The following is a 24,966-nucleotide window of genomic DNA, read 5'->3' as shown; positions in this document are numbered from 1 at the left end:
CTCAGGTCACGTATTGAGCTCGCGGTACACGGCGGGGATCACCCTGCGCAGATATCGGCCGAGTTTGACGAAGGACTCGCCGCTCTGGCGGAAGGAGTAGCGGATCGGGACCTCCTGGTAGGCGAAGCCCTTGGCGAGCAGGTCGAGGGTGAGCACCTGGGCGTAGTTGTAGTCGTGGATGACCTCGGCCGCGCCCGCCGCCCGCGCGGAGAAGGCGCGGTAGCCGCTCTGGCCGTCGGTCAGGTCACGGCGGCGGGTCAGCCAGCGGACCCAGAGCGTGAGCACCCGGTTGCCGAAGCGGCGGTGGGGGAGCATGCGCTCGATGGTGCCGGAGAAGCGGGACCCGACGACGTAGTCGGCCGCGCCGCTCAGGACCGGCGCGGCCAGGGACTCCAGATCCTCGGGGAAGTACTCGAGGTCGGCGTCCAGATAGACGGCGACGGCCGGGCTCCTGGCGCTCGCCTCACCCAGGCCGCGCCGGACGGCGGCGCCCAGACCCAGGTTGCGCGGCTGGGGCAGCACCGTGGCGCCCGCGGCCCGCGCGCGGTCGGCGGAGGCGTCGGCGGAGCCGTCGTCGATCACCAGCGTGACGACGGGGCGGCCGGAGACCGTGCGGGGCAGGCGGGCCACCACCTCGCCGATCGTGGCCTCCTCGTTGTAGACGGGGATGAACACCACGACCGGGGCGCCGGGCGCGGGCTCCCGCGTCGGCGGGCGGGGCGGCAGGCGGCGGGGCAGGCGGAACCTGCCGAAGTAGCCGGGAGCCGGGACGAAGAGGGCGGGGAGGCCGACGGCCAGCGAGTACGCGGTCTTGACCGCATGCGTGAGCAGAGCCACCGCGAACGCCGGACCCGATGCGACGCCCAGCGCGGTGAGGGCCGCGGTCCCCGCCGCCTCGTAGGAGCCGATGCCGCCCGGGGTCACCGCGACCGTCTGGGCGGCGATCGTCACGGCCGTCACCGCCACCGCGTCGGCCGGGCTCAGCGCGACGCCGCTGATCCTGGCCACCTCGTACACCACGGCGGCCTCCAGCACCCACGCCACCAGTGCGCACGCCGTCACCAGCGGCAGGTGGACCCGGGTTCGCGGAAGGAAACGGAAGGCGGCCGCCATCACCAGCGCCAGGACGGCCGCGCCCGGCCACACCCACCAGCCCGCCAGCCCGTCGACCAGCGCAGGAGCCGCCACCAGGGCCAGCGCGAGCACCGCGAACAGGTCGGCCGACCGCACCGCCACCACGGAGGCCACCACGGCCTTGGCGCCGGTCAGGCGGGTCCGGCGCAGGACCGAGGTGGCGCGCAGGGCCTCGCCCAGGCGGAACGGCAGCACGTGGTTGCCCAGCAGCGACACGTGGACCGCCGCCCAGGCCTGGCCGCCGGGCAACCCGGGCAGCACGCGGGTCCAGGACCACGAGCGCAGGGCGAAGGCGGTGCCGTACAGGATGAGGGCGAGCGCGAGGCCGAGCGGGTCGGACAGCAGCGCGCGGGCGGCCGCGGCGAGGTCGGGGCCGGAGACCACCCGCGTCAGGTACCAGCACGCGACGGCCAGCAGCGCCACGCCGGCGATCCGCCGGGCCGCCCTGGTGACGTTCCTCATGAGGCACCTTTGTGGCTGGAAGGAGTGAGGTTAGGCTACCTTTACCTAGCTCTTGGCGCTCCAGCGAAAGGGACGCGGGTGACAGTCGTCGTGACCGGGTCCGCGGGCTTCATCGGCCGGGCCCTGACGGAGGCGCTGCTCGCCGCGGGCCGGCGGGTGATCGGCGTCGACCGGCGGCCGCAGGCCGCCCGCGCCGGACTGACCGCGCTCACCGCCGACCTGCTCGACGACGACGACCTGGTCGGCGCCGCCCTGGCCGACGCCGACGCCGTCTACCACCTGGCCGGCTGCCCCGGCGTGCGCGGCGGCGGCCCCGGCCTCGCCCGCCGCAGGCACCGCGACAACGTGCTCGCGGGCGCGCGGGTGCTGGCCGCGGTCCCGCGCCGGGTCCCGCTCATGATCGCCTCCTCCAGCTCCGTGTACGGCGGCGCCCGCCACGGCCGTCCCAGCCACGAGGCCGACCAGCCCCGCCCGGCCGGAGGCTACGCCCGCGGCAAACTCGCCCTGGAACACCTGTGCGCCGGGCGGCCGGTGACCGTGGTCCGCCCGTTCACCGTCGCGGGGGAGGGCCAGCGGCCGGACATGGCGCTGTCGCTCTGGCTGGAGGCCGCCGCGCGCGGCCGCCCGCTGCGGGTGCTCGGCTCGCTGGAGCGCACCCGCGACGTGACCGACGTACGGCAGGCCGCCCAGGCCGTGATCGCGCTGACCGGGGTGCCCGGCGTGGTCAACATCGGCACGGGCCGGGGACGCACGTTGCGGGAGCTGGCCGGAGCCGTGGCCGAGGTGACCGGGGCGCGGGTGCGCTACGCGATCGAGCCCGCCCCGCCGGTGGAGCCGGGCGACTCGCTGGCCGACACCCGCCGGTTGCGGGCGCTGACCGGCTGGACACCGGAGACCGACCTGCTCGACGTGGTCCGCCGCCAGTACGCCCACGTCCTGACCACGCCCACCGGCGTTCCGGCCGCGACCGGTTCGGCGGCTCCGGGTTTGGCGGCTCCGGGTTGCTCGGCTCCGGGTTGGGCGGCGACTGGTTGGGCGGCGTCGTGATCGCGGGGGCGGGTGTCGCCGTCACCGGGGTGGACTCCCCTGGGCTCTACCGCGGGATGGCGCTGGCCGGGGTGGTGGCCGTCGTGGCGGCGGTGCTGGGGATCGGGGTGCCGTCCACGTTCGGCGCGCACGTGGCCGTCGACGAGCCCCAGTACCTGCTCACCGCCCTCTCCCTGGCCGAGGACCGCTCGCTGGACATCTCCGACGAACTGGCCGAACGCCGCTGGGTCCCGTGGGGCGGCGCGGAGCTGCCCGTCCAGACCGAGGTGCTCGACGGCGGCGCCCAGATCAGCCCGCACGACCCCCTGCTGCCCCTCGTGCTCGCGATCCCGATGCGCCTCGGCGGCTGGGTGGCGGCCAAGGCGGTCATGGCGCTGACGGCCGGGGCCCTGGCCGTCCTCACCCTGTGGACGGCGGTGCGCCGCTTCGCCGTACCCCTGAAGATCGCGACGGCGGGGGTGGCGATCGCGGCGGCGAGCGCGCCGGCGGCCGTCTACGGACAGCAGGTCTACCCCGAGGCGCCCGCGGCGCTGGCCGTGGTCGGCGCCGTCGCGCTCCTGGGCACCCCGAGGATCTGGGCCTTCGCGGCGGTGGTGTCGGCGCTGCCGTGGTTGTCGGTCAAGTACGTGCCCGTGGCGCTGGCGCTGGCCGCCCTCGGCCTGTGGCGTACCCGATCGAAGGCGCTGCCGGCGGCCTTCGCCGTCATGGGCGCGCTGTACCTGGCCGTCCACCGCCTGATCTGGGGCGGCTGGACCGTCTACGCCAGCGGCGACCACTTCCAGAACTCCGGCGAATGGGGCGTGATGGGCTTCGCCCCCGACCTCGCCGGACGCGCGCTGCGGCTGACCGGCCTGCTGGTCGACCAGGGGTACGGCCTGGCCGCCTGGCAGCCCGCCTGGCTGCTGCTGGTCCCGGCGCTCGCACTGGGGATCAGACGCGTGAGCCTCGTGCTGCCGCTGGCGGCGGGCTGGCTGACGGCGACGTTCGCGGCGGTGACCATGCACGGCTTCTGGTGGCCCGGCCGCCAGCTCGTCGTGGTGCTCCCGCTGGCCTTGATCCTCATCCTGTGCTGGCTGGACCGCACCTGGAAACGCGTCGCGGCGGCGGCGCTCGGCCTGTCGGGCGTGCTCACCTACGCCTGGCTGGTCGCCGACGGCCTGGCCGGGCGGCTCACCTGGGTGTCCGGCTTCCAAGAGGTGGCCTCGCCCGTCTACCAGGCGGTCGCGAACGTCCTGCCCGACTACCGGCGGCCCGGCTTCTGGCCCGCGCATCTGGCGTGGGCGGCGGTGCTCGTCCTGTTGTTCACGATCAACCTGAGGAAGTCCCATGTCCGTGCGTAGGCTGATCGCCGCGGCTCTGGTCCTGCTGGCCGCGAGCGCATGCGGGTCCGGCGGGGCCGAGGGCTTCGCCGACGACTCCCTGGTGATCTACTCCGGCCGCAACGAGAAGCTCGTCGGCCCGCTGCTGGCCCGCCTGAAGTCGGCCACCGGCCTGAACGTCCAGGTCAGATACGGCGACAGCGCCGAACTGGCCGCCCAGATCATGGAAGAGGGCGAGCGCACCCGCGCCGACGTCTTCTTCTCCCAGGACGCGGGCGCACTGGGCGCGCTGTCCAGGCAGGGCGTCCTCGCGCCGGTGCCGCAGGAGACGCTGGCGAAGGTGCCGCGGCAGTACCGCGGCGCCGACTGGGTGGGCGTCTCCGGCCGCTCCCGGGTGATCGTCTACGACCCGCGCACCGTGGCCGCGCCGCCCAAGAGCGTCTTCGAGCTGACCGACCCCAAGTGGAAGGGCAAGGTCGGCTGGGCGCCGACGAACGCCTCCTTCCAGGCGTTCGTGACCGCGCTGCGGGTGCTCAAAGGCGAGGACGCCGCCAGGAAGTGGCTCACCGGCATGAAGGCCAACGACGTCCAGAGCTTCGGCGACAACATCAAGATCCTCAACGCCGTCGACGCCGGGCAACTCCAGCTCGGCCTGATCAACCACTACTACTGGTACGAGAAGACCGCGGAACAGGGCCAGATCCCCTCCAAGCTGGCCTACCTGCCGGGCGGCGACCCCGGCGCGCTCATCAACGTGGCCGGCGCCGGCACGCTCAAGGCGTCCAAGCACGTGCCCGCCGCACAGAAGGCCGTGGACTACCTGCTCAGCCCCGACGCCCAGCGGTACTTCGCGCAGACCACGAAGGAGTACCCGCTGGTCGCCGGAGTCGAACCGGACCCCGCCCTGCCCAAGCTCGACGCCCTCAAGGGCCCGCAGATCGACCTGGCCAAGCTCGACTCGCTGGAGCAGACGCTCAAACTGCTCCAGGACACGGGCCTCGTCTGATGCCACGCGGCCGCGTCCCCGCGGCGCTGCTGCTGCCCGCCCTGCTGGCCGCCGCGCTCTCGCTCGCGCCCGTCGCCTATCTCGTGGTGCGGGCGGCCGAGGGCGGTCCCGCCGCGTTCGCCGGAGCGCTCCTTCGCGTCCGTACGGCGGAGCTGGCCGTACGGAGCCTCGGGCTGGCGGCGGTGGTGACGGCCGCCTGCCTGGTCGTGGGGGTGTCGCTGGCGTGGCTGGTGGTCAGGACCGACCTGCCGGGGCGCAAGGTGTGGGGCGCGCTGGCCGCGCTGCCGCTGGCGGTGCCGTCCTACGTGGCGGCGTACACGTGGGTGGCCGCCTTCCCCGGCGTCTCGGGGTTCTGGGGGTCGGCGCTGGTGCTCACGTTGTGCACCTACCCCTACGTGTACCTTCCCGTGGCGGCGGCGCTCGGCCGGATGGACCCGGCGCTCGAAGAGGTCGCGCTGTCACTCGGCCGCGGGCGCATGGCCGTCGTGGTGCGTCAGCTCCGGCCGGCCGCGGCGGCGGGCGGGCTGCTGGTGGCCATGTACGTGCTGGCCGAGTTCGGCGCCGTGTCGATCATGCGCTTCGACGTTTTCACCACGCAGATCTACACGTCCTACCGGGCTGGGTTCGATCGCACTCCCGCCGCTGTGCTCGGCCTGGCGCTGGTGGTGATCACTCTGCTGATCGTGCTGGCCGAGGGCCGTACGCGGGGGCGGGCCGCCTATGCCCTGCGGGGCAGCCCCGCCCGGCGCCGTGTCGACGTACGGACCTGGAAGGCGCCCGCGCTGGCCTGGGCCGCGCTCGTGGCGTCGCTGGCGGTCGGGTTTCCGCTGGTCAGCATCCTCTACTGGCTGGTGGCCGGGTCCTCGCGCGGGCTCGACCCGGGGGCGCTGGCCGCGGCCACCGGGGCCACGCTGGGTGTTTCCGCCGCGGGGGCGGTGGTGACAGTCGTGCTGGCCGTACCCGTGGGGATCGTCGCCGCCCGGCATCGGGGGCGGCTTTCCCGGTTCGCCGAGCGGTCGGCCTATGTGGGGCACGCGCTGCCCGGTGTGGTGGTCGCGTTGTCGCTGGTGTTCTTCGCCGTGCGCTACGCCTATCCGATCTATCAGCAGTGGCCGTTGCTGGTGCTCGCCTACGCGGTGCTGTTCCTGCCCGCGGCGGTGGGGGCGGTGCGGACCTCCGTTCTCCAGTCGCCGCCGGTGCTGGAAGAGGTTGCGCGGTCTCTGGGACGCGGCCCGCTGGGGGCGGTGCGGCAGGTGACGCTGCCGCTCGCGCTGCCGGGCGTGCTCGCGGGGGCGGCGCTGGTGTTCCTCACCGCGATGAAGGAACTGCCTGCCACGATCCTGCTGCGGCCCACCGGCATGGAGACGCTGGCCACGCGGCTGTGGACGGAGACGGGGGCGGGGGCCTACGCGGCGGCGGCGCCGTACGCGGCACTGCTGATGGCGCTGGCCGCGGTGCCGGGATTCCTGCTGGGAAGGCGGGGGACATGAGCGGGCTCGCCGTTTCCGGGGTGACGAAGGCGTTCGGGGGCGCGCCGGTGTTGCGGGGTGCCGCGCTGGAGGTGGCCGACGGGGATCTGGCGGCGGTGCTGGGGCCGTCCGGGTGCGGGAAGACGACGTTGCTGCGGATCGTGGCCGGGTTCGAACGGGCCGACGCCGGGTCCGTGCGGATCGGCGGGGCCGAGGTGGGCGGGCTGGCGCCGGAGAAGCGGCGGGTGGGGATCGTGCCGCAGGACGCCGCGTTGTTCCCGCACCTGTCGGTGGCGGGGAACGTGGGGTTCGGGTTGGTTCGCGGGCTCTTCCGGCGGGCTGGGGCCGGGGTCGCGGAGCGGGTGGAGGAGTGCTTGGAACTGGTCGGGCTCGGTGGGTACGGCTCGCGGATGCCGTACCAGCTGAGTGGGGGACAGCAGCAGCGGGTCGCGCTCGCCCGCGCGCTTGCCCCGCGGCCGGGGGTGGTGCTGCTCGATGAGCCGTTCAACGCGCTGGACCGGTCGTTGCGCGGAACCGTCCGCGACGACGTGCGCGCGGCGCTCAAGAAGGCTGGCGCGACCGCGGTCCTGGTCACCCACGACCAGGAGGAGGCGCTGTCGATGGCCGACACCGTGGCCGTGATGCGAGACGGCGTGATCGTCCAGCAGGGCGCCCCGGAGGAGCTCTACGCCCGCCCCGCCGACCTGGGCGTGGCGACGTTCGTCGGCGAGGCGGTGGTCCTGGAGGCCCTCGCCTCGAACGGGACGGTCACCTGCGCCCTCGGCTCGCTAAGGGCCGACGATGCCTCGGCGAGGGGCGAGGCGGCACCGCAGGGCGACGGCGGGGGGTCGTGGCGGGGTGACGGCGCGTCGGGAAGCGGTTGGGTGGCGTTGCGGCCCGAGCAGCTTGTGCTGGAACGCGGGGGCGTGGCCCGTGTGGAGCGGGTGGAGTTCTTCGGCCACGACGCCGCGGTCACGGTCGTGCTGCCCGGCGGTGTGGTGGTGCGCGCCAGGGCGAGGGGAGAGCTGGCGTACCGCGTCGGCGACACGGTGGGTGTGCGCGTGGAAGGACCCGTCCTCTTCTTCGGAGAGTGATTCCGGTAGCGTGCCTGGCATGGGTGAGTTCGTGCGTGTCGAGGTGGCCGACCGGATCGCGACGATCAGACTCGATCGTCCCAAGATGAACGCCCTCAACGGGCAGGTACAACAGGAGATCGCCGAAGCCGCCCGCCTGGTCGACGCCGACCCCGTGGTGCAGGCAGTGATCCTTTACGGCGGCGAGCGCGTCTTCGCCGCCGGAGCCGACATCAAAGAAATGGCCGACATGTCCTACGCCGACATGTCCGCCCACTCCCGCATCCTCCAGGACTGCTTCACCGCCGTGGCCAGAATCGGCAAGCCGGTGATCGCCGCGATCACGGGATACGCGCTGGGCGGCGGCTGCGAGCTGGCCTTGTGCGCGGACTTCAGAGTGGCCGGAGAAGGCGCGAAACTGGGCCAGCCCGAGATCCTCCTGGGCATCATCCCCGGCGCGGGCGGCACCCAGCGCCTCCCAAGGCTGGTGGGCCCGTCCAAGGCCAAGGACCTGATCTTCAGCGGCCGCCACGTGACGGCCGAGGAGGCGTTGTCCATCGGCCTGGTGGACAAGGTGGTGGCCGACGACCAGGTGTACACGGCCGCACTGGAATGGGCGTCAACCTTCGCAGCCGGCCCGACCATAGCGCTGAGAGCCGCGAAACAGGCAGTCGACCAGGGCCTGGAGGTCGACCTGGACACCGGCCTGGAGATCGAACGCCTGCAGTTCTCCGGCCTGTTCGCGACAGAGGACGCCAAGGTGGGCATGCGCGCCTTCACCGAAAAGACCAAACCCAAGTTCACCGGCAACTAACCAAAGGCAAGGTCCTCGCTTCGCTCGGGCCGTTCTGACGGGGGAGCCGAGCCCCCTTGCCGGGGCCTCCCGGCCCCGGTCCCCGTGTCTTGACCGGGGCGGCGAGGCATGAGGCCACCCGAAGCCTGATGACACCGCCTCTTTGCTTGCCACGCGTCAAAGGCGATCGCTCAAGGTCGAAATCGTGGGATCGAGCGGAGCCGAGAAGCGGGTTGACCACTGGTTCCTGTTGTCGGGGGCCGCACGTGCGGGTCAGGGGGATTGGGCGGGTCTGCGGCAGTGGTAGATGAAGGCTGGGGGGATGTTGGCCCAGATGGTCCGGCCCACCACCACTTCTTCGAAGGACGCCTCCAGGGATCGGCGGAGTCTGCGTGCCGGGGTGGCCCAGCGCAGGTGTGCGTACGCGAACGTGGTGAACGCGCCCTCCCGGGAGAGTGAGCCCACCACGGCGTCCAGGACGTCGCGCTGCTTGGCCGGTGGGAACGCGGCCCACGGCAGGCCGCTGACGATCACGTCCGCGGGCAGGTGGCCGCGCCGGGTCAGCAGGGCGGGCAGTTGCCGGGCGTTGCCGGCCACGACGTCCACGGTGGGGAATCGGGCGGCCAGCCGGCGGGCGAACTGTTCGTTGCTCTCCACCGCGATGTGGTGGCCGCGGCCGTCGAGCAGTCGCTGGATCACCTGGGTGAACGCGCCGGTTCCCGCGCCGAGTTCGACGACGACCGGGGCGCCCGTGCGCGGGATCGGTGCGGTGATGGCGTGGGCCAGGGCGGTGCTGCTCGGGGTCACGGCGCCGACGGTCATCGGGTGGCGGGCGAATTCCAGCAGGAAGGAGAGGCGGCTGTCGTCGGCGGGTCTGCGGTTCATGGTTGTCTGCGCGATCAGGTGTGGGCGAGGCCCTGGCCGCAATCGTGGACGATGGCCGTCCACGTGTCCACTGTGCCAGTCAACGCCGTCCACCCACGTGACCGGCAGGCGCGTGACCTGCCGATCCTGATGGAGAACCGGGCGGGGCTCAGCGCACCGACCTGATCGGAAGCACGGCGAGGGCGCCGAGCGCGGCGACGACGGTGACCGCCAGGTAGAGGGCGCCGTAGCCGCCGAAGGCGGTGACGATGGTCCCGGCGGCCACGGGTGCGACGGTGCTGGGCAGGGTGGCGGCGATGTTGATGACGCCGAGGTCCTTGGCGTAGTCGTCCTTGTGGGGGAGCACTTCGGAGACCAGGGCCATGTCGACGGAGATGAAGGTGCCGAACCCGATCGTCAGGACGACCGCGGAGACGATCAGCCCGGTCACGGTGGGCCAGAACACGGGAAACAGCGCGGAGACGGCGATGATGAGCCCGCCCGCCAGCACGAGGGGCTTGCGCCTGCCCAGCCTGTCGGACAGCGGCCCGGACAACCCGATGGCCAGCAGGAAGCCGGGCAGCCCCGCCAGGCCGATGAGGGGAACCAGGCGCGCGGCCTCGTCGAGGGTGAGCCCGATGTGGTCCTGGGCGATGTACAGCTGGAAGGTGTTGGTCATGGCGAAGCCGCCGAAGATGAGGATGCGGCCGAGGAAGGCCCAGAAGAAGTCGGGGTGGCGTGCGGGGTTGACCCAGAAGGCGCGGGCGAGGGCGCGGGCCGGCAGCGACGGCCTGGGGAGGTGCCGGTTGTCGCGGTCGGGGTTGAGCGCGAGGAAGATCACGATGGTCAGCAGGACGAGCCCCGCGACGCTCAGGTAGCCGACGGGGATACGGCCGGCGAAGGCGGAGGCGAGGACGGGGCCGAGGAGCGCGGCCAGGACGGTGCCGAGCCCGATCAGGGTGGAGAATCGGCCGCGCCGGTCCGTGGGGACGCGGTCGGGCAGGATCGACGACAGCGGACCTTGGAAGGCGTTGAAGCCGAACTGCAGGATCATCATGGCCACGACGAGGTGGGCGATCGCGGTGGACAACCCCGCGACGACCATGCCGACGGCGCCGATGGCGGCGCCGGCCAGCATCCAGGGGGTACGGGCGCCGTGCCGCGTGCGGGTCCGGTCGGACAGGATGCCGATCAGGGGCTGGGCGAGCATGGCGGCGATCGCGCTGAGGGTCTGGACGAGGCTGAGGTTCTCGATCTTGGCGGCGGCGTCGATGGCCTGGACCTGCAGAGGCAGGTAGTAGGCGGCGACCGCGTAGGCGAGCGGCGCGGCGGCGCTGGCGAAGGGAATGGAAAGGAACAGCCGCCGCATCGGGGTGACGGCAGGGGTGTGTGTCTCGTGGTCCGTCACGGCGTTCAGGTCCAGTCGATTTCGGTGGAGCGCAGGAACGTCAGGCCTCGTTGCGCCCACAGGCGTCCGTCGGCCGCCAGGTGCCGTCGTTCTTCGTTCCAGGGGGTGGGCCGTCCGGTCCAGGCGGTACGGGCGATGGTGGCCAGGCGGGGCAGGAGCATGGTGGTCAGGTCGTCGAAGCCGCGCAGGGTCTCGCTCCACAGGGCCGCCTCCACTCCGGCCACGTGCTCGTCGCCGAGCCCGTACGCGCCGGGGTCCCAGCCGGCGGTGTCGCGGACGGTGCGGGGCTCGTAGATGAATCCGAGGCCGGCGGCGCGTTCCCGCTGCGCTTCCGGGACGATCGCGGGGGCGTAGGGCCGGTCGAGGTAGAGGTGCGACTGTGGCGACAGCAGAACTCGTCCACCGGCCCCGACGATGCGCGCCAGGTCGTCGCCGGAGGGTGCGAAGAATTCGGTGATGGTGGCGATGAGGTCGCCGGTCAGGCCCAGGGCGGCGAGTTCGGGGCGCCGGTCGAGGTCGCCGGGGGTGGGCAGGTCGATCATCTCGGGGTCGACCCACCACTGCGCGACGTCGCCGGGGTCGAGGCCGGCGCGTGCGGATTCCTGCCAGCCGAGCGGCTGCTTGCCGCCGGCGCGGATGACGGCGCGGGCCAGGACGACGGCCTGGTCGTAGAGGGTGCCGTCCATGCCGAAGGCCTCGTCGCCGCCGAAGTGGACGTAGGGGCCTTCGGTCATGCGGCACAGCTCGGTCAGGACGTGGGAGACGAAGTCGCGGGTGGTGGCCTCGCGCGGGTCGAGGGCGACGGGGGCGGGCAACTGGGCGCTCCAGCCGGTCGGCGCGGGCAGGACGGCCAGGTCGGGGTAGGCGCGCAGGGCGGCGGCGCTGTGACCGGGAAAGTCGATCTCGGGAACGATGACGACGTGCCGCCGGGCCGCGTAGCGTTGCAGCTCGGTGTAGTCGGCGGTGCTGTAGTGCGGGGTGCCGGCGGTGAGGCGGGGCAGGCCGGGGATCTGGATCCGCCAGCCCTCGTTGTCGGTGAGGTGCAGGTGCAGGACGTTGAGCCGGTGGATGGCGGCCAGGTCGATGATCTGGCGCAGCTCGGGAACGGTCCAGAAGTGGCGCGCGGTGTCCAGCATGAGGCCGCGCCAGGCGTAGCGGGGTCCGTCTTCGACGGTCTCGGCGTGCGGCGGGCCGTACAGGCTGGTGTGCAGGGCGGCGCGGAACAGGCCCTGGTGGGTGCGGGCCCGGCAGACGGTGGCGGTGGGGGTGGTGGTGATGCGGTGGCACTCGTCGCCGCCGCTGATGGGCGCGCCCGCGGCCACCGGCGCGAGGGTGAGGTCGCCGAGGGTCAGGTGCAGGTCGGTGGTGAGGGGCGGGTGGGGGCGCGCGAGGTCGGCGACGACGTCGGCGACGGGCTGGAGCGACGGGTCGCCGACCGTGACGCGTGCGGCCTTCATGGCTGGTACGGCAGGGCGCGGGTGCGGCCGATGGCGCCGAGCCAGGCGGCCGACGGTTTGGGGGTGCGGGCGAAGGTTTCCCGGTCGACGTGGATGAGGCCGAAGGTGGGCGCGTAGGTGCCCCATTCGTAGTTGTCCAGGGCGCTCCAGTGGAAGTAGCCGCGTACGTCGACGCCGTCGGCCATCGCCTGTGCCATGCCGGTGAGGGCGGCGCCGGCGTAGGCGACGCGGCGGGTGTCGTCGGCGGTGGCGATGCCGTTCTCGGTGACGATCAGCGGGACGCCGGGGACGACGGCGGCGGTGTGGCGCAGGGCGTGCCCGAGCGCGGCGGGGTAGTACTCCCAGCCCGTCAGGGTGCGTTCGGCGTCCGGGGGCACGGGCAGCGGGCCGTCGGGGCCGATGCGGGTACGGGTGTAGGACTGCACGCCGAGCCAGTCGTCGTCCGCCCCGGCCTGGAGGAAGACGTCTTCTCGGGGGTGGGAGTAGGCGGCGGCGACGTGTTCCGCGCCGGGCAGCGGCTGGTAGACCTGGTTGGCGACGGTCCAGCCGGTCCGCACGTGGGGCGCGTGGGTCTTGACCGCCTCGGCCGCGCGGCGGTGGGCGCGGACTAGTGCCTGGGAGACGGCCTGGTCGGGCTCGGGCAGGCCCGCCTCGGGCATGACGGCGCCGGTGGTGAGGAGCTGGATGAAGCCGGCCATGGTGGCGAGCATGTTGGGTTCGTTGATGGTGCACACGTGCTCGACGCCTTCGGCGTACACGGGGGCGGCGGCTTCGACGTAGCGGGCGAACAGGTCGGCGGAGTCGGCCGCCGGCCAGCCGCCGTGCTGGGCGAACCAGGCCGGGGTGCTGAAGTGGTGCAGGGTCAGCATGGGCCGCAGCCCGCGTTCGCGGGCGCCGTCGACCATGCGGCGGTAGTGGTCGAGTGCGGCCCTGGAGAATTCGCCCGGTGCCGGTTCGATGCGGGCCCATTCGATGCTGAAGCGGTAGTCGGTGAAGCCGAGGCCGGCCAGCAGGTCCATGTCCTCGCGCCAGCGGTGGTAGCTGTCGCAGGCGTCGCCGCTGGGTTCCTTGATGTGGCCGGTGCCGGTGGAGCTGTGCTCCATGGCCCACCAGTCGCTGTTGGTGTTGCCGCCTTCGGTCTGGTGGGCGGAGCTGGAGGCTCCCCAGAGGAAGCCGTCGGGAAGAGAACGGTGCATGGATGGTCCTTGGAGGTGGGGGGTGGTGGCGCCTCAGCGTAACCACGAAAACCTTGGACCTCAATAGTTTCGTGTCGCTAGAATCCTCCGCGTGAGCGCACCACGGGGCCCGTACGCCAAGACCTCGGCCAAGCGAGAGCAGATCCTGCGGGCCGCCCTGGAGATCTACGCGGAGGCCGGCAGCCGCAAGGTGTCGGTGCGCGACATCGCCAAGCGGGTCGGCATGACCGACACCGGGGTGCTGCACCATTTCGGCAGCCGCGAGGGTCTGCTGACCGCCGTACTCGAGGCCAGGGACGAGATCAGCGCCGAGATGTACGGCAGCGCCCTCACCGACCCCCCGGCCGGGGCGAAGATGCTGGCCGACAACGTCTCCACGCCGGGCCTGGTCAAGCTCTTCCTCGATGTGGCGGCGGCCGCCGCCGAGCCGGAACATCCGGCACACGACTTCTTCGCCGAGCGCTACGCCCGTTTCCGCCGCGAGGGCGCCGCCGCGCTGGCCGACCCCGTCCTCGCTCCCGACCCCGGCCTCGGCGCCGGTCGGGTCGACAGCGAGTGGGCCGCGCGGATCCTGATCGCCGCCCTGGACGGGCTGCAGATCCAGTGGCTGCTGGAGCCGGAGATCGACATGGCGGCCGACCTCGCGGCCCTGCATCGCACGCTCCTGGCGGCCCTGCGCTCGCCCTGAACTACAGGTGGAAGGGCGCGGTTTCCACTTTCACGCGCAGCCAGAACCTGCCGTCGAGTTCGAGCTTGCAGTTGATTTTGTAGGTGTTCTCATTCCCGCCGCTGATCGTCGAGCCGCCGGTGTCCACACGCCTCGTGACGTTCGGCCCCTGACGAATCTCGTATCCGGTGTGCGAATGCCAGGTCGCCGAGATGCCGTTCCAGTGGCGGTGCACAGGGAAGCACCAGATGCGCATCTTGCGGGTCTTGGCGCAGGATCCAAAGCCCCGGTAGGTGTACCTGTTCGCGTTCCTGTTCCAGCTGACCACGGCCTTCACCGTGCAGTCGAAGGCGCTCGCCTCACGCGAACTGCCCCCGACGGGGCCGGCGGCGTCGGCGGGAGCCGCGCACAGACTCAGCCCGGAAACGAGAACGACCGCCCCTGCGGCCAGTACGCGTAATCGCCCATGACCCATCGAAGATCACCTCGACAGCTTGTCCAGGGTCCTTTTCCAGGCTTACCAGACCGGTGAAACCGCGTCGAGGGGCTATCCGGGGTCATCGACCCGGTTGGTGAGCAGTCGCCCGAGCTCTCGGCAGAACGCCGCCGGTTCGGTGAGGTGGGCCAGGTGGCCGCCGGGGAACTCCGCGACCTGGAGGCCGATCCGGTCGGCGAGTTCCACGGTCGCCCGGTAGCAGGGATACCCGCGCGAGGCCCGCCCCACCGCTGGGATGATCTTGGTGCGCAGCGCGGCCAGGGCGGTCAGATCGAGCGTGCCCGCGGGATACGGCCGGAGCTCATGCTCGAACCAGTGCGCGACGTTCGCCCGTATCGGTGGGATGAGCAGGTGGAGTCCCCTGCCGGCGTTCATGGCCTTGCGGTCGGGCTCGGCGAACGTGTTCTCGCGGAACAACTTCAGCGCGGGCCGCATACCGTGCCGGCGGTAGGTGTCGTACGCGTCGTGGAACAGGTCGATCCAGCGCTGCCCGTCGGGCAGCAGGCGCATCGCGGGTGGTTCGAACGGTACGACGGCGTCCACGTGGCCGGGATGCCGGGTGAGGAGTTCCAAGGCCACCAGCGCTCCCGAGCTCTCGCCGAACACGGCGGCGGGCCGGTCGCCGACGTGTTCGATCAGCCGGGCGGCGTCATCCGCGTCGACGGCCGGCAGGGCTTCGCCGGGTGGCCCCGCGACGCGGCTGCCGGAGAACCCGCGACGCGCGTAACGAACCACGGTGTATTCGGCCGCCAGCCGCCGCGCGACCCGCGCGAACGCGAGGCCGGTGCCGCCCGCGCCGGGTATCAGCAGCAGAGTCTGCCCGGCCCCTGTCGCCGTGTACGAGAGCACGGCGCCGGGCACCTGAAGTTTCGGCATGCGCGACACTCTATGAGACATGTTGTTTGCGGGCAAGACACTGTGTCTACGGACTGTACGCTACGAGGATGGCCGCGCAGTGGAAGGAGATCGTCGAGGCGCACCGCCGCGACGCCCGCGAGACGATCCTCGACGCCACGGCGACCCTGGTCGCCGAACGAGGACTCACCGGGGTGACGATGTCGAGCATCGCCGCCGAGGCCGGAATCGGACGCGCCACCCTGTACAAGTACTTCTCCGATATCGAGGCGATTCTGCACGCGTGGCACCAGCGCCACGTCGAGCACCATCTCCAGCGGCTGGAGCAGGTCCGTGCGCTGGCCACCGATCCGGGCGAACGCCTCGAAGCCGTGCTGACCGCCTGCGCCGAGCTGGCCCACCATCGCCCGGACACCGGTCTGGCCGCCCAATTGCACCGCGACCAGGACGTGGCCGGCGCCTACCATCGCGTCCACACCATGGTCCGCGACCTGATCGCCGATGCCGCCGAGTCCGGCGTCGTCCGCGCCGACGCCGCCCCGGACGAGCTGGCCGCGTACTGCCTGCACGCGCTCACCGCGGCCGCCGGGATGCCGTCGGAGGCCGCGGTCCATCGCCTGGTCGCCATCACCTTGAACGGCCTGCGCGCACCCCGATAGGAGACGGCCACCCCGTGCCGGACGAGACGTACTGGAACACCAATGTCGCCCGCCACCCCGGGATTCTGCGCGAGGTGCCGCAAGGGTGCGCTGAGGCGCTGGACGTGGGCTGCGGGGACGGCCTGCTCGTGGCGAAGCTGGCCGGGAAGGCCGGGCGGGTCACCGGCGTGGACACCTCGCCGGAGATGATCGCGCGCGCCCGGGAGCGGACCGGAGGAAGCCGGGACGTCGTTCTCCTGGAGGGCGACTTCCTCGCCGCCGACCTGCCGCGGGAGGGGTTCGACTTCATCTGCTCGGTGTCCACGATCCACCACATGGACTTCGAGGCGGGTCTGGTCAGGATGCGGGAGCTGCTGCGTCCCGGCGGCAGGCTGGTGGTGGTCGGGCTGGCCCGCGACGTCACCCTCGCGGACTGGCTGGTCAGGGTCCCGGGGCTGGCCGTCGTATGGCTGATCAAGAAGGTGCGGCGGGCCGCCGGGCCGCCGGGCATGCCCGCCGCCGCCGTCCAGATGGGATACGGGCAGGTACGGCGGAAGGCCCGGCGGCTGTTGCCCGGCTCGCGGTACCGCCGCCACCTGCTGCGCCGGTATTCGGTGATCTGGGAGAAGCCCGGGAGAACACCCGAATATGGGGGCTGATGCCGGTATGGTGACGGTTCATGATGCGCGTCCTGGTTCCTGTACGGCTGCGTAGGGCGGTACGTGGCTGGTTCGACTCCCGGTACATCTCGGTCGCGGATCATCGCCAGGACATCAAGGACGCCCTCTGGGAGGTCCAGACGCTCCGGCGCGAGGTCGTCACCCTCCAGGAGGAGGTCAGGCAGCTCGCCTCCAGGACCGGTGACGCGCAGCGGCTGTCCAGGGAGACGGCGGACGCGCTCGACCACGTCCTGCAGAACGAGGTGCTGGTCTGGCAGGCGATCGACGGGCTCAAGGAGCGCTCGTGAGGGTCGCCTGGGACGGCGCCGAGCTGGCCTTCCGCCTCGACCCCGAGGACGAGATCACCGGCAGGGCGGCCGACGAGCACCCGGTCAAGCTCAGGACCAGCTCGTGCGCGTTCGGCGGCGTGCCGGACGACGCGCACCCCGACCTGTTCGCCGTGGCCGCCTGGTCGGTCGTCGCGCCCTGGACACGCAGGCGGATCACCTTCGACCGGCCCGTCTCCGCCGAGGTGGCGCAGGCGTTGCACGACGGGTGGGGGATCGAGGCGGGCCCCGTCGGCGGGCCGCCCAGGAGCCAGGGCCGGACGCTGGCGATCTCCTACAGCGGCGGCGCCGACTCCGCCGCGGCCGCGGCGATCTTCCCCGAGGCGCCGTTCGTGCACTTCAGGAGGGTGCCGCACCCGAGGGTGCCCAACCGGTGGACCCACTACCGCTCCGACGTGCTGGCCGAGCTGGCGAAGAAGACCGGCCGCGAGCTGACCACGGTCACCTCCGACCTGGAGTTCACGCTCGCCGAGCCGCGTCCCGGATACCCCGAGCACCACGCCGTCGCGGCGGGCGCGCTGCTGCTCGCCGACCGGATGGACCTCGGCGGGCTCGCGTTCGGCTACGAACTCGGCTCCCGATGGCTGGGCGGTGACCGGTACCTGCTGCGGTTCACGCCGGACAACCCGATGTGGGCGCCGCACGGGGCGTGGGGCCGGTTGTTCGCCGCCGCGGGCGTGCCCATCGTGCTGCCGGTCGGCGGGGTCAGCGAGGCCGTGACGATGCGGCTGGCGCTCGGCTCGGCGCTCAGGGCCCAGGTCCGCTGGTGCCTCCAGGGCGGCGACGGGCCCTGCCGTACCTGCGGGAAATGCTTCTACAAGGAGATCATCCAGGCCGCCGTGGAACGGCGGCCGCTCGACACGCCGCTCACCGCCGACCGCGCCGTGGTGCGCAAATGGCTGCGCAAGCCGCCTTACGGCGGCATGGAGATGATCGAGTACGGCCTGGCCCGCATCCCCCGTGTGGAAGGCTCCATACTTGCCGGAGCCCTCGACCACTTCGACGCCACGGAGGAGTCCACGAGCTGGCTGGAGCGCTGCTACCCGCCCGCCCTGGCCGAGATCCCCGAGCCGTGGCGCGAGCCGGCGAGTGCGTTCATGGCGGAGAACGCCGGGCTGATGACCCCCGGCGAGGCACGGCGCGTGGAGGAATGGGGATCGTGAAGGTCTATCTGTCGGTCGACATGGAAGGCGTGACCGGGCTGACCGACCCGGAGGAGATGCACGCGGGCAAGCGCGGCTACGAACGCGGCTGCGAGCTCATGACGGCCGACGCCAACGCGGCCATCGAGGGAGCGTTCGCGGCCGGGGCGACGAACGTGCTGGTCAACGACGCGCACGGCTCCACGAAGAACCTGCGGATCGACCTGCTCGACCCGCGCGCCACGCTCATCAGAGGGCCGGGCAAGTCGCAGCGGATGGCCCAGGGACTCGACGCCTCCTTCCAGGCCGCCTGCTTCGTCGGCTACCACGCCATGGCCGGGGTGCCGCACGGGGTGCTCAACCACACGTGGATGGGCAAGGAGATCCAGAACGTCTACCTCAACGGCGAGGTCTGCGGCGAGACCAGGATCGTGGCCGCGTGCGCCGGGTTCCACGGGGTGCCGGTCGTGCTGGTCGCCGGGGACGAGGCGGTCGGCGAGGAGGCCCGCGAGCTGCTCGGCGACGTCGAGACGGTCGCGGTCAAGAAGGGCATCGACAAGTTCTCCGCCGAACTGCTGCCGCCGAGTGTGGCCCAGGCCAGGATCCGCGAGGCGACGGAGCGGGCGCTGAACCGGGTCGCGGACTTCACGCCCTATGCGGTGGCGGCGCCGTACACGCTGGGAGTGGAGTGGAACTCCACCGCCATCGCGGCGGCGGTGGCGCTGATCCCGGGTGTGAAGGCGGCGGGGACGCGCCACATCGAGTTCACGACCGACGACTTCACCCAGATCATGGCGCTGTTCGGGCTGTTCGCGACCATCGGCGGTCAGGTCGCCTGCGGAAGCGGCCCTTACGGATGAATACGGTCACCCGGCGCGGGCTCCTGGTCGGGATCGGCGCGGCCGGGGGAGCGGGGGCGATGTACGCGGCGATGGGGGCGCTGGGGCTGGCGCCCGACGAACAGGAGAAGGCGTTCACACCGCCGTCTCCGGGCGACTTCACGTTGCGCGGCAAGGCCTCGGCCAAGGTGGTGATCATCGGGGCGGGGGTCGCGGGGCTGACGGCCGCGTACGAGCTGGGCAAGGCCGGCTACGATTGCACGCTGCTGGAGGCGCGGGCGCAGGCCGGCGGGCGGAACCTGACGCTGCGCGGCGGCGACCGGCTGACCGAGACGAGCGGGCCCGCGCAGGACGTGCGGTTCGGGGAGGGCGTGTACTTCAACGCCGGACCCGGGCGGATCGCGCCGTGGATGGTCACCATGGACTACTGCCGTGAGCTGGGCATTCCGATCGAGGCGTTCATCAACAACAACGCCAACGCGTTCGTGCACACCAACGGGCGGACGGTCCGGGCGAAGGCCGCCCGAGCCGACATGTACGGATATATCGCCGAACTCCTCGCCAAAGCCACGAATGTCGGCCAGCTCAACCGCAAGCTCACCAAGGACGACAAGGAACGGCTGCTGGAGTTCCTGCGCCGCTTCGGCGACCTCGGCCCGGCCTACGACTACAACGGCTCCGCCCGCCGCGGATTCGTGAAATATCCGGCCACCCAGAACGGCATCCGGCTCGATCCGCCCGGCTCGCTCCACCAGGTCCTCGCCGCCGCCACCGGCCGCGCCATCACCAACGACTTCGGCTACGAACAGGCCACCCCCATGTTCCAGCCGGTCGGCGGCATGGACGCCATCGTCAAGGCCCTGACCGCCGCCGTCGGCCCCGAACGCATCAGGACCGGCGTCCAGGTCACCGAGGTCGCCACCCGCGAGAAGGACGTCCAGGTCACCTGGAACGGCGGCGCCCTCACCGCCGACTACTGCCTGGCCACGCTCCCGCCGCACATCCTCGCCAAGATGACGCACAACCTCGGCGCCGATGTCACGGCCGCCCTGAAGCGGCCCGTCCCGGTCGCGGCGGGCAAGATCGGCCTGGAGTACGGCCGGCGCTGGTGGGAGATCGACGACCGGATCTACGGCGGCATCACCGAGACCGACCTCGACATCACCCACATCTGGTACCCCTCCCACGGCTACCACTCCCAGCGCGGCCTCGTGGTCGGCTACTACGCCAGCGACGAGCACGCCGAGCTGTACGGCGCCCTGACCCCCGAGGACCGCCGCCGCCGGGCACTCACCCAGGGCAAGAAGATCCACGGCGAGAAGTACCGGGCGGAGCTGCTGTCCGACGTCTCCGTCGCCTGGGAACGCCAGCCGCACATCCAGGGCGGATGGGCCCGCTGGCCCGCCTTTGATTCGTCCTTCACTCTTCTGCAACGCCCCAGCGGAAGGGTCTACTTCGCGGGTGACTGGCTCACCCACCTGATCGCCTGGCAGGCGGGGGCCATGGAGTCCGCGCGCAACGCCGTCACGCAGCTGCATCAACGAGTGCTGCAGTCACCCTAGTGACGGCGGGCGTAAGGTCCTGAGGATGGAAGAGACTTTGCACTGGCAGCCTGCGGCGACACACACCGAGCTCCTCGCCGGCCCGGTGGCCGAGGCGGTGCGCGCGCTCGCCGACGACGACGTCCACGTGGCCGCGATCGACCCCGGCCTGGCCGACACCGCCGCGTTCTGTGAGAAGTACGGCGTGGCACTCGACGAGTCGGCCAACTGCGTGATCGTGGCGGGAAAGCGGGGCGGTGAGGTGCGGTACGCGGCGTGCATGGTGCTGGCGACCATGCGGGCCGACGTCAACGGCGTGATCCGCAAGCACCTCGACGTCCGCAAGTCCAGCTTCGCGCCGATGACCGAGGCGGTCGAGCTGACCGGCATGGAGTACGGAGGCATCACCCCGCTCGGACTGCCGGCGGACTGGCCTATCCTGGTTGATTCGAACGTGGCATCGCATAACAGGGTCGTCATCGGGAGCGGCGTGCGCAGGTCCAAGCTCGCCGTTTCCGGGGCACTGCTGGCCGGGCTCAAGGGGGCTGAGGTTCTCGACCTGGCCACTAGAGCGGACGCGACCATTAGACATTGAGACGTATTCGAGACCGTTGGATGGGAAACCGATGGGGCTGATCCGGACGTTGTACGAGTGGGAATGTGGCCCCATGGTTCATCTCGTGGGCGGGGATTAAGCCGGTATGGTGCTTCATGCCATGAACGATGACCGACTTGGCCCTTACCGGCTGCTCAGGCGGCTCGGTGAAGGCGGAATGGGTGTTGTCCACCTCGCTGTCGATCAGCATGGTCGGCAGGTGGCGGTCAAGGTCCTGCGTGCGGAGGTCGCCGGCGACGAGGTCGCCAGGCGGCGGCTCTCGCGCGAGGTCGAGACGATGCGGCGGGTGCGCAGCAAGTACATCGCCGAGGTGGTCGACGCCGACGTCACCGGTCATCGGCCGTACATCGTCACCCGGTACGTGGCCGGGCGCGCCCTCGACGAGATCGTCAGGGACGACGGCCCGCTGGAGCTGCCCGCGCTGCTCGCGGTCGCGCACGGCGTGGCCTCCGCGCTGTCCGCCGTCCACTCCGTGGGCGTGATCCACCGCGACCTCAAGCCGGGCAACGTGCTCATCCTCGACGGCCAGCCGGTGCTGATCGACTTCGGCATCGCCCAGGCGGTCGACGCCACCCGGCTGACCCAGACCGGCATGTTCATCGGCACGCCCGGCTACCTCGCGCCCGAGATCATCGAGGGCCAGGAGGCGGGGCCGGAGGTCGACGTGCACGCCTGGGCGGGCACGCTGCTCTTCGCCGGCACCGGCCTGCCGCCCTTCGGCAAGGGCACGCTGGAGATGATCTTCTACAACATCACCGCGGGCAAGGCCGACGTCAGCGCGGCCCCGGCGGTGCTGCAGCCGCTACTGAAGGCGGCCTTCCAGCGCAACCCCGCCCGGCGGCCCAAGGCGGCCGAGCTGGCGGAGCAGACCGCGCGGCTGCTGCCCAAGTCGGCCAGGTCCATCCCCGACGAGATCTCCACCGTCCCCCGCACGGACCGCACCGGCGACTCCCAGGCCCCGGCCCAGCCGCCTCAGCAGTACGTCTCCCTGCTCCCCAACGGCCCCCAGAACGGCGGCCAGGCCCCGCCCGCCACCTCGGGTCCCCAGCAGGGCCAGGCCCCGCCGTCCCCCTCGGGCCCACGCCAGGGCCAGAGCGGCCAGGGTCAGCACGTCACCACGCATCCCCAGCACGGCCAGCCGCCCCCGCACGCCGCGTCGGGAGCGCAGGGGCCGCCGCAGCACGGAGCGCCCCCGGCCGGCCCCGCGCACTCCGACCAGCACGCCAGGCCGCCCGGCTACCAGCAGACTCCCGCCCAGGGCGACCCGTGGCCCACCCGCAGAGTCACCCCGGAAGAGCTGCGCCAGATGCAGGACGGCGGCGGCGCCCCCAGCGTGCCGTGGCCAGGTCAGCAGGGCTGGCACAACAGCTACCCGCCTCCTCCGCGCGAGGGCGACGTGCCGACCACGCGGGTGCGCTCCGAGCCGCCGCCCTACGTTCCGGTGCAGGCGCCGCCGCATCAGCAGCAGTACCCGCAGGACCCGGCCACGCGCCGCGAGCCGTACATCCCGGGAATGCGGCCGGGACAGCTCCTGCAGCGGTCCCGCGCGTACGGCGTGGCCGGCGCGATGCTCCTGATCATCATGATCGTCCTGGCCGCGATCGCCCCGGTCCTCGTGGCCCTGGTGGCGCTCCCGGCCGCCCTGCTCCTGCGCGCCGCGGACCTGGCCCAGCCCGAGCTGAGCGCGCGCCGCTCCACCGGCGCCGCCGCGCTCGACGTGCTGCGCGTCTTCAGCCACCCGAAGGCGCTGGTCAAGTCGGCGGGGATCACGCTGGCGCTGGTCCTGTACGCCGCCATCCTCGGGCTGCCGGTCACCCTCCTGCTCACAGTGCTGGGCAGGAGTGTGCCGGCGAACGCTCTGGCCTGGGGCGCGGCCGTCGCCATCTGGACCATTTGCGCCGGTCCCGGCGTCGAGGGACCTGGCCGCCAGATGCGCAGGACCCTCTCATCCCTCGTACCCTCAAGGACAGCGGCCATGGTGATGGCCGGGGTGCTCGCGGCGGGCGCCGCGCTTTCACTGGTGCTCGCCATCGGTACGTTCGGCACGTCGCCGAATTTGCGCGCAGTATGGACACCAGTGAACGTCTCGCAGCTGGAAGATCAGCTCGGGAAACTGTCGAAGTCGGGGGGATGATGCAGGGAGCCAGGCGATGAACACGCAGGTTCCAGAGCGGCTCGGGCCGTACCGGCTGGTCAGGAAGATCGGCGAGGGTGGCATGGGCGTGGTCCACCTGGGCATGGACGCCGACGGCGGCCAGGTGGCCGTCAAGGTCCTGCACCCGCATGTCGCCGCCGACCTCAAGGCGCGCGACCGGCTCACCCGCGAGGTCGAGACCATGCGGCGCGTGCGCAGTTCGCACGTGGCCGAGGTGCTCGACGCCGAGCTCGTGGGCGGTCAGCCGTACGTCGTGACCCGGTTCGCGCCGGGCCGCACGCTGGAGGACACCGTCCTCGCCGACGGGGCGCTGCGTGACTACGAGCTGGTACGGCTGGCGCGCGGGCTCTGCCAGGCGCTCGTGGCCATCCACGCCGCCGACGTGATCCACCGCGACTTCAAGCCCTCCAACGTCATGCTCGTGGGCGGGGAGCCGCTGGTCATCGACTTCGGCATCGCGCACCTGGTCAACGCCACGCGGCTGACCCAGACCGGGATGTTCGTCGGCACGCCGGGCTATCTGGCGCCCGAGATCATCCGCGACTCGGAGATCACCCAGGCGGCCGACGTGCACGCGCTGGCCTCCACCGTCTTCTTCGCCGCCACGGGCGCGCCGCCGTTCGGCACGGGCACGTTCGAGGCGGTCTGCTTCAACATCATGGAAGGCCGGGCCCAGCTCGACAAGGCGCCGATGTGGCTGCGCGGCTGGCTGAGCCGTGCCCTCCAGGTCGACGCCCGCTCGCGGCCCGGCGCCCAGGAACTCCTGCGGATGGCCAGGCAGCTCGACCCGACCAGGACCGCCTTCCACGAGGTGCCCACCACGCCGCCGCCCTCGTCGGGCACGCGTGTGCTGCCGGCCGGCGACAACTACTCCGACCTGCTGCCGCCGGTCGAGTACTCCAAGCCGCCGAGGGTGGAGAAGCAGCGGGTGGAGAAGCCGCCGCCCGCGCCGCGCAACCCCACGCCGCCGCCGTACGTGCCCGCGCCGCTGCCGCGCACCGACCAGCGGGTGGCCGGATACCCGGCGCCGCCTCAGGTGCGTCCCTATACGCCGCCGCCCGCGCCGCAGACGCAGGCCAGGCCGTACACGCCGCCGGGGGAGCGCAAGCGCTTCGTCGTCGGCAGCCAGCTCGTCGGGTTCCTGCTGCTCGTGGGGCTGACCGCGATGACGGTCATGGTCCCGGTCACCGTCGGCGCGGTCGCCATCGCGCTCGCGGTCGTGCTGCGCGTCGGCGAGTACCTGTTCGGCGAGATGGTGAACCGGCGACGGGCGCGCGGGGGAGGCAGCTCGGCCGACGCGTTGCTGGCGATCGTCGGCACCCCGTGGGCGCTGGTGAAGGCCGCCCTGATGACCCTCGTGCACGTGCCGCTCGCCCTGGCCTTCGGCGCGATCGTCTGGGGCATCCTGCGCTGGGGCGGCGGCATGAGCATCAACGGGGCCGCCGCCTACGCCGCCGGGGCCTTCACGCTCGGCCTGTTCGTCCTGCCCGGCGGCGGCGCTCCGCGCAAGGCCGTGACCCGCAGCCTGACGAGCGTGCTGCGTACGCCGGGCGCCGCCCTGGTCGCCACGGTGGCCGTCGGCACCCTGACCCTGCTGGCGGTGTTGTTCGCCTTCAGCCAGAAGACCGTCTGGACCCCCTGGGAGCCTCCCTCCGAAGTCATCGACCGCCTGACCGCCCAAGCCCAGGACGGCGCCGTCAGCCTCCTCACCGGCCTGGCCGACGACCTGCTCAAGAAGTCCGGGCTGGGATTCTTGTCACCCTGGTCCTGAGTGTCCCGTCCC

At 72.1% G+C, this 24,966-nt stretch carries 23 protein-coding genes; 16 read left to right on the top strand and 7 right to left on the bottom strand.

Annotation, left to right across the window (positions count from 1 at the left end; all coding sequences use genetic code 11):
- Nucleotides 1-6 precede the first annotated feature (6 nt).
- On the bottom strand, nt 7-1,596 hold the full coding sequence (locus tag ACIBHY_RS28145; protein WP_397308148.1) for a lysylphosphatidylglycerol synthase domain-containing protein: 1,590 nt from the start codon (nt 1,594-1,596) through the stop codon (nt 7-9).
- 78 nt (nt 1,597-1,674) lie between these two features.
- Between ACIBHY_RS28145 and ACIBHY_RS28140 the strand changes: the two genes are divergently transcribed.
- From ACIBHY_RS28140 to ACIBHY_RS28115, 6 genes are read left to right on the top strand one after another with little or no spacing between them, the layout of a single operon-like run.
- The gene (locus tag ACIBHY_RS28140) at nt 1,675-2,643 is read left to right on the top strand and encodes an NAD-dependent epimerase/dehydratase family protein (protein WP_397308147.1); all 969 of its coding nucleotides are present in this window, start codon (nt 1,675-1,677) and stop codon (nt 2,641-2,643) included.
- Nucleotides 2,640-3,983, top strand: a complete 1,344-nt coding sequence (locus tag ACIBHY_RS28135) for a hypothetical protein (RefSeq protein WP_397245155.1) — start codon at nt 2,640-2,642, stop codon at nt 3,981-3,983. The genes ACIBHY_RS28140 and ACIBHY_RS28135 overlap by 4 nt, the downstream gene beginning before the upstream one ends.
- A complete protein-coding gene (locus ACIBHY_RS28130; protein WP_397245153.1) occupies nt 3,970-4,968 on the top strand; it encodes an iron ABC transporter substrate-binding protein in 999 nt (332 codons plus the stop codon). The genes ACIBHY_RS28135 and ACIBHY_RS28130 overlap by 14 nt, the downstream gene beginning before the upstream one ends.
- Entirely contained in the window at nt 4,968-6,458 is a 1,491-nt protein-coding gene (locus ACIBHY_RS28125) for an ABC transporter permease (protein ID WP_397245151.1), read from the top strand. The genes ACIBHY_RS28130 and ACIBHY_RS28125 overlap by 1 nt, the downstream gene beginning before the upstream one ends.
- Entirely contained in the window at nt 6,455-7,531 is a 1,077-nt protein-coding gene (locus ACIBHY_RS28120) for an ABC transporter ATP-binding protein (protein WP_397308146.1), read from the top strand. The genes ACIBHY_RS28125 and ACIBHY_RS28120 overlap by 4 nt, the downstream gene beginning before the upstream one ends.
- Before the next feature lie 19 nt (nt 7,532-7,550).
- Nucleotides 7,551-8,324, top strand: coding sequence for an enoyl-CoA hydratase/isomerase family protein (locus tag ACIBHY_RS28115; protein ID WP_397245147.1), 774 nt, complete (start codon nt 7,551-7,553; stop codon nt 8,322-8,324).
- A 252-nt stretch (nt 8,325-8,576) separates the two neighbouring features.
- On the opposite strand, the gene ACIBHY_RS28110 is transcribed toward ACIBHY_RS28115, so the two are convergent.
- From ACIBHY_RS28110 to ACIBHY_RS28095, 4 genes are all read right to left on the bottom strand, one after another.
- Complete coding sequence (locus ACIBHY_RS28110) at nt 8,577-9,188, bottom strand: class I SAM-dependent methyltransferase (RefSeq protein WP_397308145.1); 612 nt, start codon at nt 9,186-9,188, stop codon at nt 8,577-8,579.
- A gap of 148 nt (nt 9,189-9,336) precedes the next feature.
- The gene (locus tag ACIBHY_RS28105) at nt 9,337-10,575 is read right to left on the bottom strand and encodes an MFS transporter (RefSeq protein ID WP_397308144.1); all 1,239 of its coding nucleotides are present in this window, start codon (nt 10,573-10,575) and stop codon (nt 9,337-9,339) included.
- Between the two features lie 5 nt (nt 10,576-10,580).
- Nucleotides 10,581-12,032: a family 20 glycosylhydrolase gene (locus ACIBHY_RS28100; protein WP_397308143.1), complete on the bottom strand. Its 1,452-nt coding sequence runs from the start codon at nt 12,030-12,032 to the stop codon at nt 10,581-10,583.
- On the bottom strand, nt 12,029-13,228 hold the full coding sequence (locus ACIBHY_RS28095; protein ID WP_397245139.1) for a glycoside hydrolase family 1 protein: 1,200 nt from the start codon (nt 13,226-13,228) through the stop codon (nt 12,029-12,031). Before ACIBHY_RS28095 ends, ACIBHY_RS28100 begins: the two co-directional genes overlap by 4 nt.
- A gap of 91 nt (nt 13,229-13,319) precedes the next feature.
- On the opposite strand from ACIBHY_RS28095, the gene ACIBHY_RS28090 reads away from it, so the two are divergent.
- Nucleotides 13,320-13,916 carry a TetR/AcrR family transcriptional regulator gene (locus tag ACIBHY_RS28090; protein ID WP_397245136.1) on the top strand — a complete coding sequence of 199 codons (597 nt, stop codon included), beginning with the start codon at nt 13,320-13,322 and terminating at the stop codon, nt 13,914-13,916.
- Between the two features lies 1 nt (nt 13,917).
- On the opposite strand, the gene ACIBHY_RS28085 is transcribed toward ACIBHY_RS28090, so the two are convergent.
- Entirely contained in the window at nt 13,918-14,370 is a 453-nt protein-coding gene (locus ACIBHY_RS28085; protein ID WP_397308142.1) for a hypothetical protein, read from the bottom strand.
- A gap of 72 nt (nt 14,371-14,442) precedes the next feature.
- Nucleotides 14,443-15,267, bottom strand: coding sequence for an alpha/beta fold hydrolase (locus ACIBHY_RS28080; RefSeq protein WP_397308141.1), 825 nt, complete (start codon nt 15,265-15,267; stop codon nt 14,443-14,445).
- A 68-nt stretch (nt 15,268-15,335) separates the two neighbouring features.
- Between ACIBHY_RS28080 and ACIBHY_RS28075 the strand changes: the two genes are divergently transcribed.
- The 9 genes from ACIBHY_RS28075 to ACIBHY_RS28035 all read left to right on the top strand — a co-directional run bounded on the left by ACIBHY_RS28075 (nt 15,336) and on the right by ACIBHY_RS28035 (nt 24,954).
- Entirely contained in the window at nt 15,336-15,905 is a 570-nt protein-coding gene (locus ACIBHY_RS28075; protein WP_397308140.1) for a TetR/AcrR family transcriptional regulator, read from the top strand.
- Nucleotides 15,906-15,919: 14 nt separating this feature from the next.
- Nucleotides 15,920-16,543, top strand: coding sequence for a class I SAM-dependent methyltransferase (locus ACIBHY_RS28070; protein ID WP_397245128.1), 624 nt, complete (start codon nt 15,920-15,922; stop codon nt 16,541-16,543).
- A gap of 20 nt (nt 16,544-16,563) precedes the next feature.
- Complete coding sequence (locus ACIBHY_RS28065) at nt 16,564-16,851, top strand: hypothetical protein (RefSeq protein WP_397245126.1); 288 nt, start codon at nt 16,564-16,566, stop codon at nt 16,849-16,851.
- On the top strand, nt 16,848-18,053 hold the full coding sequence (locus ACIBHY_RS28060) for a DUF6395 domain-containing protein (protein ID WP_397245124.1): 1,206 nt from the start codon (nt 16,848-16,850) through the stop codon (nt 18,051-18,053). The genes ACIBHY_RS28065 and ACIBHY_RS28060 overlap by 4 nt, the downstream gene beginning before the upstream one ends.
- Nucleotides 18,041-18,892 carry a M55 family metallopeptidase gene (locus ACIBHY_RS28055; RefSeq protein WP_397245122.1) on the top strand — a complete coding sequence of 284 codons (852 nt, stop codon included), beginning with the start codon at nt 18,041-18,043 and terminating at the stop codon, nt 18,890-18,892. The genes ACIBHY_RS28060 and ACIBHY_RS28055 overlap by 13 nt, the downstream gene beginning before the upstream one ends.
- Nucleotides 18,889-20,433, top strand: coding sequence for a flavin monoamine oxidase family protein (locus tag ACIBHY_RS28050; RefSeq protein WP_397308139.1), 1,545 nt, complete (start codon nt 18,889-18,891; stop codon nt 20,431-20,433). The genes ACIBHY_RS28055 and ACIBHY_RS28050 overlap by 4 nt, the downstream gene beginning before the upstream one ends.
- Nucleotides 20,434-20,458: 25 nt before the next feature.
- On the top strand, nt 20,459-21,007 hold the full coding sequence (locus tag ACIBHY_RS28045; RefSeq protein ID WP_397245118.1) for a YbaK/EbsC family protein: 549 nt from the start codon (nt 20,459-20,461) through the stop codon (nt 21,005-21,007).
- A 106-nt stretch (nt 21,008-21,113) separates the two neighbouring features.
- Nucleotides 21,114-23,162: a protein kinase gene (locus ACIBHY_RS28040; RefSeq protein ID WP_397245116.1), complete on the top strand. Its 2,049-nt coding sequence runs from the start codon at nt 21,114-21,116 to the stop codon at nt 23,160-23,162.
- Nucleotides 23,163-23,178: 16 nt separating this feature from the next.
- A complete protein-coding gene (locus ACIBHY_RS28035) occupies nt 23,179-24,954 on the top strand; it encodes a serine/threonine-protein kinase (protein ID WP_397245114.1) in 1,776 nt (591 codons plus the stop codon).
- The last annotated feature ends 12 nt before the right edge of the window (nt 24,955-24,966 follow it).

It is taken from the genome of Nonomuraea sp. NPDC050547 (genome assembly GCF_044457345.1).
In the GTDB taxonomy this organism is placed as follows: Bacteria; Actinomycetota; Actinomycetes; order Streptosporangiales; family Streptosporangiaceae; genus Nonomuraea.
The sequence above is the reverse complement of the archived record's forward strand: the minus strand, read 5'-3'. Positions and strand labels throughout refer to the sequence as shown.

What these genes read in the sequence shown, in the direction of transcription:
- ACIBHY_RS28145 (WP_397308148.1), bottom strand. Translation starts at nt 1,596, where the DNA reads ATGAGGAACGTCACCAGGGCGGCCCGGCGGATCGCCGGCGTGGCGCTG.
- ACIBHY_RS28130 (WP_397245153.1), top strand. Translation starts at nt 3,970, where the DNA reads ATGTCCGTGCGTAGGCTGATCGCCGCGGCTCTGGTCCTGCTGGCCGCG.
- ACIBHY_RS28125 (WP_397245151.1), top strand. Translation starts at nt 4,968, where the DNA reads ATGCCACGCGGCCGCGTCCCCGCGGCGCTGCTGCTGCCCGCCCTGCTG.
- ACIBHY_RS28120 (WP_397308146.1), top strand. Translation starts at nt 6,455, where the DNA reads ATGAGCGGGCTCGCCGTTTCCGGGGTGACGAAGGCGTTCGGGGGCGCG.
- ACIBHY_RS28115 (WP_397245147.1), top strand. Translation starts at nt 7,551, where the DNA reads ATGGGTGAGTTCGTGCGTGTCGAGGTGGCCGACCGGATCGCGACGATC.
- ACIBHY_RS28110 (WP_397308145.1), bottom strand. Translation starts at nt 9,188, where the DNA reads ATGAACCGCAGACCCGCCGACGACAGCCGCCTCTCCTTCCTGCTGGAA.
- ACIBHY_RS28100 (WP_397308143.1), bottom strand. Translation starts at nt 12,032, where the DNA reads ATGAAGGCCGCACGCGTCACGGTCGGCGACCCGTCGCTCCAGCCCGTC.
- ACIBHY_RS28095 (WP_397245139.1), bottom strand. Translation starts at nt 13,228, where the DNA reads ATGCACCGTTCTCTTCCCGACGGCTTCCTCTGGGGAGCCTCCAGCTCC.
- ACIBHY_RS28085 (WP_397308142.1), bottom strand. Translation starts at nt 14,370, where the DNA reads ATGGGTCATGGGCGATTACGCGTACTGGCCGCAGGGGCGGTCGTTCTC.
- ACIBHY_RS28080 (WP_397308141.1), bottom strand. Translation starts at nt 15,267, where the DNA reads ATGCCGAAACTTCAGGTGCCCGGCGCCGTGCTCTCGTACACGGCGACA.
- ACIBHY_RS28075 (WP_397308140.1), top strand. Translation starts at nt 15,336, where the DNA reads ATGGCCGCGCAGTGGAAGGAGATCGTCGAGGCGCACCGCCGCGACGCC.
- ACIBHY_RS28065 (WP_397245126.1), top strand. Translation starts at nt 16,564, where the DNA reads ATGATGCGCGTCCTGGTTCCTGTACGGCTGCGTAGGGCGGTACGTGGC.
- ACIBHY_RS28055 (WP_397245122.1), top strand. Translation starts at nt 18,041, where the DNA reads ATGGGGATCGTGAAGGTCTATCTGTCGGTCGACATGGAAGGCGTGACC.
- ACIBHY_RS28050 (WP_397308139.1), top strand. Translation starts at nt 18,889, where the DNA reads ATGAATACGGTCACCCGGCGCGGGCTCCTGGTCGGGATCGGCGCGGCC.
- ACIBHY_RS28045 (WP_397245118.1), top strand. Translation starts at nt 20,459, where the DNA reads ATGGAAGAGACTTTGCACTGGCAGCCTGCGGCGACACACACCGAGCTC.
- ACIBHY_RS28040 (WP_397245116.1), top strand. Translation starts at nt 21,114, where the DNA reads ATGGTGCTTCATGCCATGAACGATGACCGACTTGGCCCTTACCGGCTG.
- ACIBHY_RS28035 (WP_397245114.1), top strand. Translation starts at nt 23,179, where the DNA reads ATGAACACGCAGGTTCCAGAGCGGCTCGGGCCGTACCGGCTGGTCAGG.